The sequence below is a fragment of the Crenobacter sp. CS_VA4 genome (genome assembly GCF_055597485.1).
In genome coordinates this window covers 29873-44839 of record NZ_JBVMAE010000007.1, presented here as the reverse complement: position 1 = coordinate 44839, position 14967 = coordinate 29873, and the positions used below count along the sequence as shown (strand labels likewise).

At 59.4% G+C, this 14967-nt stretch carries 11 protein-coding genes and 1 pseudogene; 6 read left to right on the top strand and 6 right to left on the bottom strand.

Annotated features, from left to right (window positions below):
* Positions 1-3: 3 nt before the first annotated feature.
* The 4 genes from sufD to ACZ2IA_RS08460 are packed head-to-tail and all read right to left on the bottom strand — an operon-like array spanning position 4 to position 4032.
* Complete coding sequence (sufD, locus tag ACZ2IA_RS08475; protein WP_470292138.1) at positions 4-1329, bottom strand: Fe-S cluster assembly protein SufD; 1326 nt, start codon at positions 1327-1329, stop codon at positions 4-6.
* Positions 1326-2096 carry a Fe-S cluster assembly ATPase SufC gene (gene sufC, locus ACZ2IA_RS08470; RefSeq protein ID WP_470292137.1) on the bottom strand — a complete coding sequence of 257 codons (771 nt, stop codon included), beginning with the start codon at positions 2094-2096 and terminating at the stop codon, positions 1326-1328. The genes sufD and sufC overlap by 4 nt, the downstream gene beginning before the upstream one ends.
* A 10-nt stretch (positions 2097-2106) precedes the next feature.
* Entirely contained in the window at positions 2107-3555 is a 1449-nt protein-coding gene (gene sufB / locus ACZ2IA_RS08465; protein ID WP_470292136.1) for a Fe-S cluster assembly protein SufB, read from the bottom strand.
* A 3-nt stretch (positions 3556-3558) separates the two neighbouring features.
* The gene (locus tag ACZ2IA_RS08460; RefSeq protein WP_470292135.1) at positions 3559-4032 is read right to left on the bottom strand and encodes an SUF system Fe-S cluster assembly regulator; all 474 of its coding nucleotides are present in this window, start codon (positions 4030-4032) and stop codon (positions 3559-3561) included.
* Positions 4033-4336: 304 nt separating this feature from the next.
* On the opposite strand from ACZ2IA_RS08460, the gene ACZ2IA_RS08455 reads away from it, so the two are divergent.
* Positions 4337-5848 (top strand): CYTH and CHAD domain-containing protein, encoded by a 1512-nt coding sequence (locus ACZ2IA_RS08455; protein WP_470292134.1) that lies wholly within the window; start codon positions 4337-4339, stop codon positions 5846-5848.
* Between the two features lie 200 nt (positions 5849-6048).
* On the top strand, positions 6049-6261 hold the full coding sequence (locus tag ACZ2IA_RS08450; RefSeq protein ID WP_470292133.1) for a DUF3562 domain-containing protein: 213 nt from the start codon (positions 6049-6051) through the stop codon (positions 6259-6261).
* A gap of 85 nt (positions 6262-6346) precedes the next feature.
* On the opposite strand, the gene ACZ2IA_RS08445 is transcribed toward ACZ2IA_RS08450, so the two are convergent.
* Positions 6347-6751, bottom strand: coding sequence for a hypothetical protein (locus tag ACZ2IA_RS08445; RefSeq protein WP_470292132.1), 405 nt, complete (start codon positions 6749-6751; stop codon positions 6347-6349).
* 201 nt (positions 6752-6952) lie between these two features.
* A complete protein-coding gene (locus tag ACZ2IA_RS08440; RefSeq protein WP_470292131.1) occupies positions 6953-8629 on the bottom strand; it encodes a SulP family inorganic anion transporter in 1677 nt (558 codons plus the stop codon).
* A 584-nt stretch (positions 8630-9213) separates the two neighbouring features.
* On the opposite strand from ACZ2IA_RS08440, the gene ACZ2IA_RS08435 reads away from it, so the two are divergent.
* The 4 genes and pseudogenes from ACZ2IA_RS08435 to ACZ2IA_RS08420 all read left to right on the top strand — a co-directional run bounded on the left by ACZ2IA_RS08435 (position 9214) and on the right by ACZ2IA_RS08420 (position 14922).
* Entirely contained in the window at positions 9214-11787 is a 2574-nt protein-coding gene (locus tag ACZ2IA_RS08435; protein WP_470292130.1) for an EAL domain-containing protein, read from the top strand.
* A 658-nt stretch (positions 11788-12445) separates the two neighbouring features.
* Positions 12446-13884: pseudogene (locus ACZ2IA_RS08430) on the top strand (IS1182 family transposase).
* Positions 13885-14281: 397 nt separating this feature from the next.
* Positions 14282-14611 carry a hypothetical protein gene (locus ACZ2IA_RS08425; RefSeq protein ID WP_470292129.1) on the top strand — a complete coding sequence of 110 codons (330 nt, stop codon included), beginning with the start codon at positions 14282-14284 and terminating at the stop codon, positions 14609-14611.
* Positions 14608-14922, top strand: a complete 315-nt coding sequence (locus tag ACZ2IA_RS08420; RefSeq protein WP_470292128.1) for a hypothetical protein — start codon at positions 14608-14610, stop codon at positions 14920-14922. The genes ACZ2IA_RS08425 and ACZ2IA_RS08420 overlap by 4 nt, the downstream gene beginning before the upstream one ends.
* Positions 14923-14967: the final 45 nt, after the last annotated feature.

Genomic DNA, 14967 nt, shown 5'->3' with positions numbered 1-14967 from the left:
TTGTCATGACAGTGCCTCGACTTGTTGCGGCAGCCGCCCGCGCAGCAACTCGTCCAGCCGGACCCGCAGTGGCGTCAAGCGTACCCGAGCTATCATCTCGGCGGCGAAGGCGTAGGTCAGCAGGGCTCGTGCCGTAGCGTCGTCCAAGCCCCGCGAACGCAGATAGAAGATCTGATCGGCGTCGAGCTGGCCCACCGTGGCGCCATGGCTGCACTTGACGTCGTCGGCCCAGATTTCGAGCTGGGGCTTGGTGTCTATCTCGGCGTGCTCTGACAGCAGCAGGTTGCGGTTGGTCTGGAAAGCATCGCTGTGCTGCGCATCGGGATGGACGATCACCTTGCCATTGAACACAGCGCGCGAGGCGCCAGCCAGCACGCCCTTGTAGAGCTCGCGGCTGGTGCCGTGGGGCCGGGCGTGGTCGATGCGGGTGTGATGGTCGATGTGCTGGCGACCGTCGGTCATGTACAGGCCGTCGAGCGCACAGTCGGCACCCTCGGCGTTGAGCCCAACGTTGATGGCGGTCCGCGCCAGCGCGCCACCGAGCGCGAAGGAGCTGGAGACGAAGTGGCTCCCCTCTTCAAGCGCCGCGTTCACCTCGGCGATATGGAAGGCCTTCTGGCTTTCCTGCTGCAGCTTGTAGTGCTCAATCTCGGCGCCATCCCCGACCCAGATGTCGGTCACGACATTGGTGAAATACGTTGCCGCGCCTAGCGTTGCATGGTGTTCGACGATGTCGGCCCGACTTTCCTGTTCCGCGATCACGACGTTGCGGCAATGGGTCGCCAAGTCGGTTTCGCTGGCGACGAACAGCAAATGGATCGGCGTCTCTAGCGTCGCGCCTACCGCCAGATGGATGTACGCGCCGTCGGCCATGCAGGCCGCGTTGAGGGCGGTAAAGCCGGAGGAGTAGTTGCCCGCAGGGTGATCGAGCAGGGCTTTCAGCCGTTCGGGTTCATGCTCCAGCACATCGGCGAGGCTGGCGAGCGTGACGCCCGCAGGCAATGTCCCGATCCGTGACAGCGCCGGTGCGTGGTGGCCATCGACGAATACCAGCAGCTGCGCCTCGGGCAGAGCCAGCGCATCGATCTGCCCGGCCGTGGCGCCGTTTGCCGTGAAGGCGGCGGGCGCCAGCGAAAAGCCGGCCTTCTCGATTTGTGCAACGCGGGTGTATTTCCAGTCCTCGTCACGCAGCGTCGGGAAGCCCGCGGTACGGAAGCTCGCCAGTGCCTCGTCGCGGATATGGGTCAGCCAGGGCAGCCGCTGGCCGGGCAGGGTGGCCCTGATGCGGGTGAATTCGTCCAGATAGTGGTCGGGTGCCATCGCGTTCATGGCGTTACTCCCACCTGGTCGACTTTCTCCGCTTCGACCCAGCCGTAGCCGCGACGCTCCAACTCGAGCGCCAGCTCCGGTCCGCCGGAAAGGACGATGCGGCCCTGGGACAGGACGTGGACCCGGTCCGGCTCGATATAGTCGAGCAGCCGCTGGTAATGGGTCACCAACACGATGGCCCGATCGGGGTGGCGCATGGCCTGCACGCCGGCGGCGACCACCTTCAGGGCGTCGATATCGAGACCCGAGTCGGTCTCGTCGAGGATGGCGAGTCTCGGCTCCAGCAGCGCCATTTGCAGTATCTCGTTGCGCTTCTTCTCGCCGCCGGAGAAACCCTGGTTCACCGGACGGTAGAGCAGATCCTCGTCCATCCCCATGAACACGAGCTTGGCCCTGATCTGGGTCAGGAAATCCATGGCATCCAGCTCCGGCTCGCCGCGGTGCTTGCGCAGGGCATTGAGGGCTGCCTTGAGCAGGTAGATGTTGGCGACGCCGGGAATCTCCACCGGATATTGGAAGGCGAGAAAGATGCCCTCGCGAGCGCGCTCCTCGGGAGGCAGAGCGAGCAGGTCGTGGCCAAGGTAGCGGACCTCGCCGGCTGTCACCGTGTAACTGTCCCGGCCCGCCAGAACCTGGGCCAACGTGCTCTTCCCGGAACCGTTCGGCCCCATCACGGCGTGTACCTCGCCGGCCTGTATCGCGAGGTCGATCCCGCGCAGGATGGGCTTGTCGTCGATGCTGACATGCAGATTGCTGATCTCGAGCATGATCGGCCTCCTAGCCGATGCTGCCTTCCAGACTGACGCCCAGCAGTTTCTGGGCTTCTACGGCGAATTCCATGGGCAACTCCTTGAATACCTCTTTGCAGAAGCCGTTCACGATCATCGTCACCGCGTCCTCGGCTGCGATGCCGCGGCTCTGGCAGTAGAACAGTTGATCCTCGCCGATGCGGGCCGTGGTGGCCTCGTGCTCGACGCGGGCAGTGGGGTTCTTCACCTCGATATAGGGGAAGGTGTGGGCGGCGCACTTGTCACCTAGCAGCAGGGAGTCGCACTGCGTGTAGTTGCGGGCGCCGTCGGCGCTCTTCGCCACCTTCACCAGCCCGCGGTAGGCATTGTGGCCATGGCCCGCCGAGATGCCCTTGGAAATGATGGTGCTGCGGGTGTTGCGGCCAAGGTGGAGCATCTTGGTGCCGGTGTCCGCCTGCTGGTAGTGATTGGTCAGGGCCACCGAGCGGAACTCGCCCACCGAGTTATCGCCCTGGAGGATCACGCTAGGGTATTTCCAGGTGATCGCCGAGCCGGTTTCCACCTGGGCCCAGGAAATCTTCGAGTTGGCGCCGCGGCAGTCTCCACGCTTGGTGACGAAGTTGTAGATGCCACCCTTTCCGTCTTTGTCGCCGGGGTACCAGTTCTGTACCGTGGCATATTTGATCTGGGCGTCCTCAAGGGCAATCAGCTCCACTACCGCCGCGTGCAGTTGGTTCTCGTCACGCATCGGCGCGGTACAGCCTTCGAGGTAGCTCACGTAGGCACCCCTGTCAGCGATGATCAGGGTCCGTTCAAACTGGCCGGTGTTGCTGGCGTTGATGCGGAAGTACGTGGACAGCTCCATCGGGCAGCGCACCCCCGGTGGGATGTAGCAGAAGGAGCCGTCGGAAAACACGGCCGAATTGAGGGTGGCGAAGTAGTTGTCGGTGTAAGGCACCACCGAACCCAGGTATTGCTGCACCAGGTCTGGGTGCTTCTGTACGGCCTCGGAAAAGGAACAGAAAATGATACCCATGCCGGCCAGCTTTTCCTTGAAGGTGGTCGCCACCGAAACGCTGTCGAACACCGCGTCCACCGCCACGCCCGCCAGTAGCTCACGTTCCTGGAGCGGCACGCCGAGTTTCTCGTAAGTCCGCAGCAGTTCGGGATCCAGGTCCGCGAGACTACGCGGTCCATCTTGCCGCGCCTTGGGGGCCGAATAGTAGGAAATGTCCTGATAGTCGATTGGCGGATGCTTCACCGTGGACCAGTGTGGCTCGCTCATGGTCAACCAGTGGTGATAGGCCTTGAGGCGCCATTCCAGCATGAACGCCGGCTCGTTCTTCTTGGCCGAAATCAGGCGGACCACGTCCTCGTTGAGCCCACGCGGCACGGTATCAGCCTCCAGCGGGGTGTAGAAGCCCTGCTTGTAGCCCTGGCTGATGAGTGCGTCGAGCGCGAATGTCTGGGTTGCCATCTGTCATCTCCTGATCGGCGCCATTCCGCCCTTGTCGGCGGATGTCGATTGCACCGCTATCGCTACCGGTCGGAAGGATGCGCCGCTCATGTCGGCCAGCGTCACCTCGCTCAGTGCGCGGCGAACGACCTGGTTGAGACGCTGCCAGCTCCCCCGTATCGGGCACCATGCTTCTTGGGCGCACAAACCCGCCACGACGCTGCATTCAGTCATGCCAAACGGGCCTTCCATGGCGTCGATGACCTCTGCAATGGAAGTCTGCTCGGGCGGCCGCGATAAGATATAACCGCCCTTCGCCCCTCGCATCGACTGCACCAGATCGTGTCTCGCCAGCGTCTTCAATACCTTGCTTACCGTGGGTGCCGTGATGCCGAGCGTGGCAGCCATCTCCGCCACGCTGTGAATATCACCCGGCTCTCGCGCCATGTAGGACATGATCACCGTGCCGTAATCGGTCAGCTTGCTCAATCTCAACATGGTCGGTCCCTCGGTCCCTATCTTCATATGGGACTGTTTTGGTCCCATATCGTTCCATCGACAGGTGACTGCGCTGGAGCGACAGCCGTGCGACCGCGGTAGGCTTGCATGGCCCGATCCATGGCAAACACCAGGGCGGCCAGCCTAGGGCCCCATTTCGCCACCGATCTTCGGCCCTTGGACATCTGTCTATCTATCCACGATAGTCTCTGCGGTTTCCCCCTTGAGTTCGGCAGCTGCCACATAATCTTTTCTAAGATTCAGGATGACATTCGTCTTGTGGCCTGATGGAAGGTGCGTGCAGATGACCATTGAAACCGAGTTGAAGCTTTGGCTGCCACCGAGCAAAAATGCCGCTTTCAGGCGATCGATGGCGAGCCACGAACCCAAGGCTGCCCCCCCTGAAACGGAACATCTGGTCAGCGTCTACTACGACACCCCATCGTTGGATTTGGCGCAGCGGGACATGGGGCTGCGACTGCGCCGGGTCAATGGCCAGTGGATTCAAACGCTGAAGCTGGGCGAGCAAGCCGGAGCTGGGCTGCATCAGCGTCCGGAACTGGAGGCGGCCGTGAACGGGCCCGCCTTGGAGCTGGACCAGATTGCGGATCGTGAAGCGCGTCGGTTTTTGTCCCAGGGGCACATCGCATCGGCGTTAGAGCCCCTGTTTACGACAGATGTCAAGCGCACTCGGTGGACGCTGCAAGATCTTCGGGGCAACACGGTGGAAGTGTGCTTGGACCAAGGCTCGATCGCAGGCCGCCAGCAGGCCCTGAAGCTCAACGAAGTCGAGATCGAACTGAAGCAAGGTGACGTGCAAGCCTTATTCGAGTTGGCTTTCTCCCTGGCCGACTCCCTTCCGCTGATCCCAGAGGCACAAAGCAAAGCGGCGCGGGGCTATGCCCTTTACCAGGGAGGCAGGCCCCTCGAGCCGTCCAAAGCGCAAAACCCTCGCTTACGCCTCAAGATGACGCCGCATGAAGCCATGCAGGCGGTCGTGTTGGAAACGCTGCGTCACTTGCAGGCCAACGTGCCGGGGGTGCTCGACAGCGAGGAAATGGAGTTTGTCCATCAGGCGCGGGTGGCGCTTCGCCGGTTGCGCTCGGCGCAAAAGGCGTTTGCCGCCATTGTCCCTGACGAGGATTGGCAAACGATCACGGCAAAGATTCAATGGCTTGCCACGCTCTTGGGCAATGTGCGTGATCTGGACGTGTTCCTGGCGGAAACGCTGCCTAGCATCGAAGCCGCGCTAGCGCCGGACGCCAACTTCGATCCGCTCAAGCAAGCCATGCTCGAGCGCCGAGACCGCTGTCGTCGGGAGGCTCGTGCCGCGTTGACCTCCGCACGCTACGGCTCGCTGTTGCTTAGCCTTCTGGCCTGGTTGAATCGAGAACCCCCGCCGCCCGCTCCAGAACACGACAAGCTGAGCGACTTCGCTCACCGATCCTTGAACAAACGCTGGCGGCCGGTGGATCGCTTGGCTCGGGACTGGCAGTCGCTGGACCGTGAGCAACGGCATGATCTCCGCAAGCGTGCGAAGAAACTGCGCTATGCCGCGGAGTTCTTTTCGCCGCTGTACAAGCGCAACCGGGTCGAAGGCTACCTGGATCGGCTCCAGGACTTGCAGCAGATCTTGGGGGCGATGAACGACGGCGTCGCGGCTCAAGTGCTGATGGCCCAATTCATTCGGCAGGACACTGCTCTCGAGCATGCCGCGGGACTCGTTGTCGGATGGCTGGCCTACGCGGCGAAGCAGTCTGAAGCGGAGTTGGGACGAGCACTCCGGCGCTTGGAAAAGGCCAAGGCATTCTGGTGAGTCGGGCAACGGCTGGAACGAAAGATGGCGTGTAAGCCCTATCGTAATTGATGAGAAGACGGTGGGTTTTGTTGGGGTCTAGCTTATGAGGCCGGGTAGCAGTGCATGATCTATCATCAAGCGCCAGTGATAGCTCTTGCAGGCGAGTGGCTATGAAAGCTTGCCCTTGATGCTCCGGCCTATCCCTGATGGAGCTTGCGATGAACCCGCGTTCACTCAGTCGTGAAATCCAAGAGATCGCCAGCCAGACTGGTACGCCGGAAGACGAGGTGAAAAGGCTCTATGATGATGCGCTGCAAAGCCTGGCGGCAGCGGCGCAAGTTCAGGATTATCTGCTTCTCTTGGCAAGCAAACGCGTACGTCAGCACTTGAAGGACAGGCGTCGCGCACAGCAAGGCGACTCGTCGGAGTAAATCGGCCAAGGAAGGCCCCGCGGGCGCTCTTCGGCTAAGGAACTTGCGCGTCGAGCTCTGGGGGCTCCCTGGCTGAAGGGTAAGGCTATGCCGGATGTTTCTTGGCGGCTTGTTCCGGTGTGGCCTCCACCTTGTTCTCGGTAGCCGGGCGACCGGTCTTGACGTTTTCCACTTGGCTCAGCAGGGCTTTCAGCTTGGCGATGGGCAGGGCCTCCAAGGCGTGTAGCCCGGCCCGTAACAACTCGCTTTTCTTGATGCTGATTCCGGCCGTCAAGCTCTTTTTCTTCAGCTCAGCGATTTTCGTGTAGTCCGACTCGGGCATGGTGAAGCTGTCGCGGACGACCTTGGCTTTCTTCCTCTTTTTAACGACCTCGACAGGCGCCGGCGCAGTGGTTTCCTGAGCGGCAGGCTGCATGGTTACGACAACGGGGACAGCCGCTTCCGCTGCGGGCGGCTGCACGGCCGATTCAGCGGCGACGTCCTTGTTCACTGAGGTCGTCCTGCTGGCGGGCGCTCTCCGGGGCTTGGGAGTTGTTTTGGGCGGCTGGAGTACGGTGTTGGCTTTCTTCATCGCGACCTCTCATGATTGTTAAACGGTATATATAGTATATACCGTTTAGTGCGATATATCTCTGCAGTCTGTACCTGACTCCATGGGCACCTAGTAAATCATGAGCCTCACTAAAGAGGCTCATTGCCTATCGAGGAAAGTAGAGCGATTCAGCTCATGCGCTTGCGCCGCACTGACCGCATCATCCACGCTCAGATAGCTGACCTCCAGGCTCAAATTGGGCATGGCCGCGCGCGTCAGCACGGCCAGAGTCGTGTCCTTGACCCGCGCCAGCAGCAACTGCTTGTGCTCCCGTTCGACAAAGTCGGCAAACTCACGCAGCGCCTCGATGCTCGTGCCGTCCAGATCGGGCGACTCTTCCAGGCTGAGAATTACGGTGTGAATGCTCGAACCGTCCTCGAGCATATGCTGCCTCACCCGGGCCAGCACGCGCTCGACATTGGCAAAGAATAACGGCTCTTCCGGGCGTACGATGAGCAGGCCCGGCACCGGCTGAACGTCCGGATGGGCCGCAAGGCCGACGAAATCATGGCCGCTGCCAAAGCGGCCCAGCAGCGACAGATTCGGTTCGGCAAGCTGCCGCAAGGTCAGCGCCAGGCTGACGGCAATGGAAGCCAGCAAGCCATCGAGCACGCCCAGTAGCAATACCGCCAACACCGAGCCCACCACGATGAACCGATCCCGCCGCCACTGGAAATAGGGGCGGAACACCGCCGGCTGTAGCGTATGCCCCACCGCATGGATGACGATGGCGGCCAGTACCGGCTGGGGCGTCAGCGCGATGGCTGGCAAAAGCGTCAACACGATCACTAGCACCACCCCAGCGGCGACCAGCCCAGCCAGACGCGATTGGGCGCCGGCCTCTTCGTTGGCCGAGGAGGCGGAATAGCCGGCCCCGATCGGCATGCCGTGGACCAGCCCGGCGATCAGGTTGGCCACTCCCAGGGCCGCTAGGTCGCGATTGGGCGAAGTCGCCTGGCCGTGTTTGAGGGCGAAATAACGGATCGAACTGTAGGACTCGGCGTACAGGATCAACAGCATGGCGACTGCCAGCTCACCCAGCCTGGACCATTGAACCCGGGCCAGCGCGGGGAGGGTGGGGTGATCCAGCTGGAAATGCACGTTACCCACCAGCGGCACCCCGAAGCTCGGCAGCTTCAGCCACACATTGGCCCCGATACCGAACGCGATCACCAGCATCGCCGCCGGCACGCGCCGGAATCGGCCCAGTACGGCCAGTAACCCCAGGGCAATGGCGCCGACCAGCAGCCCAGTGCGGTTCCACGACGAGATTTGCGAAAACAGATCGGCGGTAAAGCGCGGGATATCGTCGTGCCGCGGGTGAATTTCGACGACGTTCGGCAGTTGCCGAAGGATGATGACGACGGCAAGACCAAAGGTCACCCCGCGCAACACCGGCTTGGCGATGAAATCCGACATATTACCGAGACGACCCAGCGCGGCACACAGAAATAGCAGGCCGGTCAGCAACAGCAGGCCAGATGCCAGCAACAGACGCAAACCGGCATCGCCATTGGCCAGCGAGGCCGTTGCCGCGGCTAGCACCACCGCCGAGGAAGACGTGGCCGAGGCGATGGCAAACTGGCTTGTCCCGATCAGTCCATAGCACACCAATCCGACAAACAGCGCGATGATGCCGGCCTGTGGCGGCAGATTGGCGATACCCGAGTACGCTACCGCCTCCGGCAGCAACAGACCCGCCACGGACAACCCGGCGATCACATCCGGCCACCGCGCCACAAACACGGCAGAAAGTGGATCGTTGGGCGTCGTCACAGAAGAAGGAACGCGCCTATTTGGCATATGGTATCGCTCACCTCGATCGACTCGCCCGAATAGAATCTTTGCATCACTTTAGCAGCTTGGCCGCCTCCTTAACGGATCGGGACCGACCGGTGAGATGGATGCAGTCCCTCAGGGAGGGGGCGTCGTGCTTGCGGGCCCACCCCGTATCGTGCAGAACTATATTGGCGGTGACACATGCGGCGGTTCCAATAAGGGATGGTGGCTCTAAGGGTAGAGGGTAACAACCGGAAAATGCTGATGACTATAGGGCTATGTGTAGTTCTTTCTCGTAAAAGATACATAACAAGAAGTGACAAGAAACGGTGTATATTTGAGCCAATTTGCATCGTTTTTTGTCACTTGAATGCGATGGCGTGATGAGATGTTGAGTATTCACTGACAGTGCCAAAACGCCGCAACGTTACAGCCGCTCGTCGATATCGATCATGGGAGTCAAACCCTGGTGGGCGACTGTCTACACCGTTTTGCCGTAGTTGCTGATACGGTGTGCAATCTGGCACAACGTTATGGTCGGCTTTTCTCATTGCGGCTGTCTTGTGAACGAGCCTTGTTATATGTACACAGCCCCCCCATACCCCGATGCTCAGGAAATCCTGGCGCAAACGCTGGAGCAAGCAATTGACGGTGTGGTGATCGTTGACGAAAAAAACCACATAACGTTATTCAACCATGCGGCCGAAAAGCTCTGGGGCTATCGCCGTGACGACGTTCTGGGCCGGAACGTCAGAATGCTGGTGCCGTTCACCTCCCTTGCCACCCACGATGCCTTCGCCAACGCCCACCAAGGGGCTGGTGAAAACCACACGCCTGGCTCAACTGTGGAGGTGGCTATCGTGCGCCAGGATGGCAAGGTTCTGTGTGGCTCTGTGTCAGTCTCCAACCTGCGAATTGGCGGCAAGATTCTCTACGCGGTCTTCATCAGAGACGTGACCGAGGAGGTGCGTCGTCGGGAGGAACTACGGCTCCTGTCGCTGGGGGTCAACGAGACCGGCAACGCGGTGGTTATCACGGGGCCTGACAGCAGGATTCTCTACGTCAATGAGGGTTTCACCCGCATGATGGGCTACGAACTCGACGAGGTTCGCGGCAAGATTCCGAGTGAACTATTGACCGGGCGGCATACCGACCAGAAGGCCATTGAATACGCCAGGTCGCACGTGAGGTCGCAAGAGGACTTTCACCTCGAAGTCCTGATCTACGACAAGCAAGGAAAGCCGCTGTGGATCTCTGCGGTCATCAACCCGGTGTTCAACGAGCATGGCCTACTCAAGAACATGGTCGCCGTCTACACCGACATCACCCATACCAAGATGCACGAAGTCCTGCAGCGCAAGGTGCTGAATGCCATGGTGAGGGAAGCCCCGTTGTGGGAAGTGATGGATGTGATTTGTCGGGAGGTGGAGCGCATCGCGCCCTACGTAGTGGTGTCTATTCTGCGCGTGGATGCGGATGACAGACTGCAGCCGCTCGCCGCCCCCAGCCTGCCCGATCATATCGCGCAAGCGATTAGCGGCGTGGCCATCGGCCCCGCTGTCGGTTCCTGCGGTTCTGCGGCTTATTGGGGTGAACAGGTGGTGGTGACGGATATAGCGACCGACCCACGGTGGGCATCGTACAAGGAGCTATTCTTGCCGCTCGGGCTGGTTGCCTGCTGGTCCAACCCCATCAGATCCAACGATGGCCAGGTATTGGGCACCTTGGCCTTTTACTACCGCGACCATCGCGAACCCTGCGAATTTCTCGAGCACCTTGCCGTAGTCTGCGAGCACCTGTGCGCCCTTGCATTGGAACGCGACGAGGCCCGAGTGCATATTCGCCAGCTGGCTTTTTACGATGTACTGACCGGGCTGCCCAACCGTAGACGGTTGTACGCCGAGGCGAACCAGGCCATTGCACAAGTGTCGCGCGCAAACACCTCGTTGGCCGTGTTGTTTGTCGATCTGGACCGGTTCAAACAGGTCAATGATTCATTGGGTCATTCCGTGGGGGATGAACTGCTGTGCGAAGCGGCGCAGCGCATCAAGGCACAGGTCCGTGGGAGCGATATTGTCGGGCGCCTGTCTGGCGATGAATTTGTGATTGTGTCCCCCGACTGCAACAGCACCCAAGCCGCCGAGGTTGCGGAACGGGTTCTGGGTGCACTGTCCAAACCTATTGTCATTGGAGAGGTGAAACTGCGCTCTTCCGCCAGCATCGGTATCAGCCTATTTCCCGACAGCGGTCACAATATTGAAATGCTGTTGCAGCATGCCGATATGGCGATGTACCAGGCCAAAATTGCCGGCCGCAACCGGTATTGCTTCTTCAGTACCGAGATGAACCAACAGGTTCAGGAACGCCAGGTACTCGAGCTCGCCCTGCGCGAAGCACTCGAACAAAAGCAGCTACAGCTTCACTACCAGCCGCAAGTACGACTCCACGATGGCCAGTTGTTTGGCGTTGAGGCACTGGCCCGCTGGCATCACCCCCAGATGGGCGAGGTGTCACCGGCCCGTTTCGTACCGTTGGCCGAAGAGTGTGGACTGATCACGGAACTGAGCAACTGGGCCCTGCACGAGGCCTGCCGCCAATTGGCAGACTGGCGGCGGCGCGGCTTCACGATTCCTACGGTTTCGGTGAACCTCTCACCAAAAAATTTCCACCATATCGGGCTTCCCAAGCTGATTGCCGACATCCTGCAACAACATGGGCTGATGCCCAATGACTTGACGCTGGAAATGACGGAAAGCGTCTTGATGGATAGCAGTCCTGGAACCCTTGCGACGATTTCCGCACTCCATGAGCAGGGTGTCCGGTTGTCGATAGACGATTTCGGTACCGGTTATTCGAGTCTCGGCTATCTTCACCGCCTGCCGGTCGATGAACTCAAGCTCGACAAGCGTTTTGTCCACGACCTGGAGAGCGACGAGGCCGCTAGGGCATTGACCCATGCGATCATCCGTATCGGTGAAAGTCTGCAGCTGACTGTGGTCGCAGAGGGGGTGGAAAATGAGGTCCAGCGGGCCTTCCTGGATGAAAAAGGTTGCCAGGTGGCACAGGGCTTTCTATTTGCGCGCCCCATGCCGGTGAAAGAGCTGGAACAGTGGATAGCAACGGAGCCATTCAGCCGGAAGATCAAGTCGGCATGACTGTTTTTCCAAGAAGGGAGGGACGTCACAGTCCCTTGAAAACACGATCCTGGCCTTATGGGAAATGCATTGTGCGTATGGAGAGCACAGTGTCGTCAATCCAGTGCCTGTTTTTAGGAAATGGCGCTTTACAGATTTTTGGTAAATGATTTGATCATTACTTTTTGCAGGTGTGAAGTTTCGGCAACATCTAAATATTTTGTAAAGCGATAGGGTGGGTTTTTAGTAGTGGTTTATATTCGCCGTGAATATCTAAATTGCTGAATAAAAAAGGCCGAACGTGTCGGCCTTTTTTCTTTACAACTTCTGAACTATTCTGCCTCAGAACGGTTACGCTTACCAATTAGTGTAAACTTCATTTAATACATTGAAAATAAAAGAAAATTATATTTTTTAGAGATGTTGCCATGAGTATTTGTAAACAAGATGATGATTTTTATCGATTTTGTTTACATTTTGGCTGTGTGCCACGGTTGATGGGGCATGTCATCCGCTCAGTGGATGAGCTGTGCCACCCTTTAGGATGGGCATGATGTGGGGCACACAGCTAAGCCGAGACGGTAAGCGGAGATGGTGTGAACGACCGACATCGGCCCAGACTGTGTAAAAACGCCAGACCAGGTAGGATATCAGCATCGCCCCAGCTTGGTTGGGTGCTATGAAACGATTCATCGAAGGTCAGAGCCGTACGCAGGGAACATTGCTGCCCGAGAGCGTGGACGACTTCGTTTCTGAGACCAACCCGGGGTGCGGGTGGTGGATGTCTTTGTTGATGAACTGGACCTTGGCAAATTGGGTTTCGCAGGCGTCGATCCTGCCGCCACTGGCCGGCCCGCCTATCACCCATCGGTGCTCCTGAAGCTCTACATCTACGGCTATCTCAACCGTATCCAGTCTAGCCGGCGTCTGGAGCGGGAGGCGCAACGCAACGTGGAATTGATGTGGCTGACCGGACGCCTGACGCCCGACTTCAAGACCATCGCCAACTTTCGCAAGGACAACGGCAAAGGGATTCGCGGCGTCTGCCAGCAGTTCGTGGCGTTATGCCGGGAACTGGGGTTATTCGCTGAAGCCGTGGTTGCCATCGACGGCAGCAAGTTCAAGGCGATGAACAACCGTGACCGCAACTTCACCAGCGGCAAGCTCCGGGCGCGCATGGAGCAAATCGAGCAAAGCATCGACCGCTATCTGGCGGCGATGGACACCGCCGATAGTACCCAGCCCGACGTCGCTGAAGCTAAGACAGTTCGGCTCAAGGACAAGATCGAAATCCTGAAGCAGCAGATGCAAGCGCTCAAGGAGATGGAAACGCGGCTGCGTGACGCGCCGGATGGCCAAATCTCCCTGACCGATCCGGATGCACGCTCCACGGCCACTGGTGGCCGTGGCACCGGAGTCGTCGGGTACAACGTGCAGACTGCAGTCGACAGCCAGCACCATCTGATCGTCGCGCACGAGGTAACCAATGTTGGCAATGATCGGGGTCAGCTATCCACGATGGCGCAGCAAGCGCGCGATGCCACAGGGATCGAAGAGCTTACCGTCGTTGCGGACCGTGGCTACTTCAAGGGCGAAGAGATCCTGGCCTGTGAGCAGACCGGCATTACCGCCTACGTGCCCAAGCCACTGACCTCAGGCAGCAAGGCTGAGGGACGTTTCGGCAAGCAGGACTTCATCTACCTGGCCGATGTCGATGAATTCCGCTGCCCGGCAGGGCAGCGGCTGATCAAGCACTACTCAACCATCGAGCACGGCATGCTGCTGCACTGCTACTGGTGCTCGGTCTGCCAGACCTGTCCTATGAAGGAGCAATGCACCACCGGCACCGAACGACGTGTCAAACGCTGGGAGCACGAGACTGTGCTTGATCAGATGCAGCGGCGATTGGATCGTGAACCTGACAAGATGCGCGTGCGGCGACAGACGGTTGAGCACCCGTTCGGCACGATCAAGTCCTGGATGGGGTCGACACACTTCTTGACGAAGACACTCGCGCGGGTGAGCACGGAGATGAGCCTTCACGTACTGGCCTACAACTTCAAGCGCTTGATCGCGCTGCTCGGGGTGGGGGGCGCGATGGCAGCGATGAGGGTTTGAGGGGCGCCGGTCCTTGTTCGCGTCACGACCGCCTTAGTCACATACCCTACCGCCTCAGGACCCATCACCGGCCGCCGAACACTTGCTGAATCGAGTCCGGCGCTTCGACAGCGATGTTGCTTATATCTCCCTACGTTGATCGCGACCCACAGCACGCGAGCGGTTTACACACGGCCTGGACCCTAAGCGGTCATTCCATCTAGACCTGCCGCACAGTTTTAATCTTTGTAGTCGTTGCAGATGAAGCCCCAGATATCCGTCACGGCACCAGTTTTCCAAGGTGTTTCGTCCTCAGGACATCACAAAATACACAAGGCGTGCAGGGTAAGGAAATGTCGGCGGAGAAGGAGTTCAGCAAGGTCGATAACTCTCGCCTGATCGACCCGCCGCCATCCTGGTGATCAGGAGCAGCATCTTCATCGCCTGGGTGTTGGCCGCGCTGGTCGGTGCGCTGGTCGGTGCGCTGGTGGGTACGCTCATTCCATTGTCCTGGATAGGTTCCGACATCAACCTCGGCTACCCGGCCAGCGCCGTCCTGATGTACCTCTCGGTCACTCAGCTCCGATCACGGCTGTTCGAGGGGCGTTACCGGGTAATGCCCGCGCTCCTGGCCATCGGCCTATGCGTCGCTACGGCCCTGGCGCTGATCGAGCTCATCGGACTGGTGTACTTCTGGATACCCAGCGTCCTGATCGCTACCATCATTCTGACGAGGGCGACGGTATGAACGAGTCCGTCCTGATCGCCATTGTCGCGTTGTTCTGCACCAGTTGCCTAGTGCGGATCATCCCGGCTTTCGTGGCATTCCAGATGAACGAGGGCACCCAGCGATACCTTGAGCGAATCCTCCCTGCCGCCGTGTTCATCAATTTTGCGGCGTACATCGTCTACAGCGAGGCCAGCAAGGAAGCTCTTGCCGCAGTGGTTTCGCTACTGCTGGTCGGTGTCATGGCCTTACTGAATTCCTCGGGACTGATCACAACTTCGGTCATCGCAACCGGGATTTACTTTCTGCTTGTCCACATCTTTCACAGTTGATGCCATCGAGCATGTGAGCACCCAAAAGAAACTTAAAAAAGGGGA

Bases quoted from the DNA above. Each gene is read 5' to 3' on its own strand.
- sufD (WP_470292138.1), bottom strand. From the start codon at position 1,329: ATGAACGCGATGGCACCCGACCACTATCTGGACGAATTCACCCGCATC.
- sufC (WP_470292137.1), bottom strand. From the start codon at position 2,096: ATGCTCGAGATCAGCAATCTGCATGTCAGCATCGACGACAAGCCCATC.
- sufB (WP_470292136.1), bottom strand. From the start codon at position 3,555: ATGGCAACCCAGACATTCGCGCTCGACGCACTCATCAGCCAGGGCTAC.
- ACZ2IA_RS08460 (WP_470292135.1), bottom strand. From the start codon at position 4,032: ATGTTGAGATTGAGCAAGCTGACCGATTACGGCACGGTGATCATGTCC.
- ACZ2IA_RS08455 (WP_470292134.1), top strand. From the start codon at position 4,337: ATGACCATTGAAACCGAGTTGAAGCTTTGGCTGCCACCGAGCAAAAAT.
- ACZ2IA_RS08450 (WP_470292133.1), top strand. From the start codon at position 6,049: ATGAACCCGCGTTCACTCAGTCGTGAAATCCAAGAGATCGCCAGCCAG.
- ACZ2IA_RS08435 (WP_470292130.1), top strand. From the start codon at position 9,214: ATGTACACAGCCCCCCCATACCCCGATGCTCAGGAAATCCTGGCGCAA.
- ACZ2IA_RS08420 (WP_470292128.1), top strand. From the start codon at position 14,608: ATGAACGAGTCCGTCCTGATCGCCATTGTCGCGTTGTTCTGCACCAGT.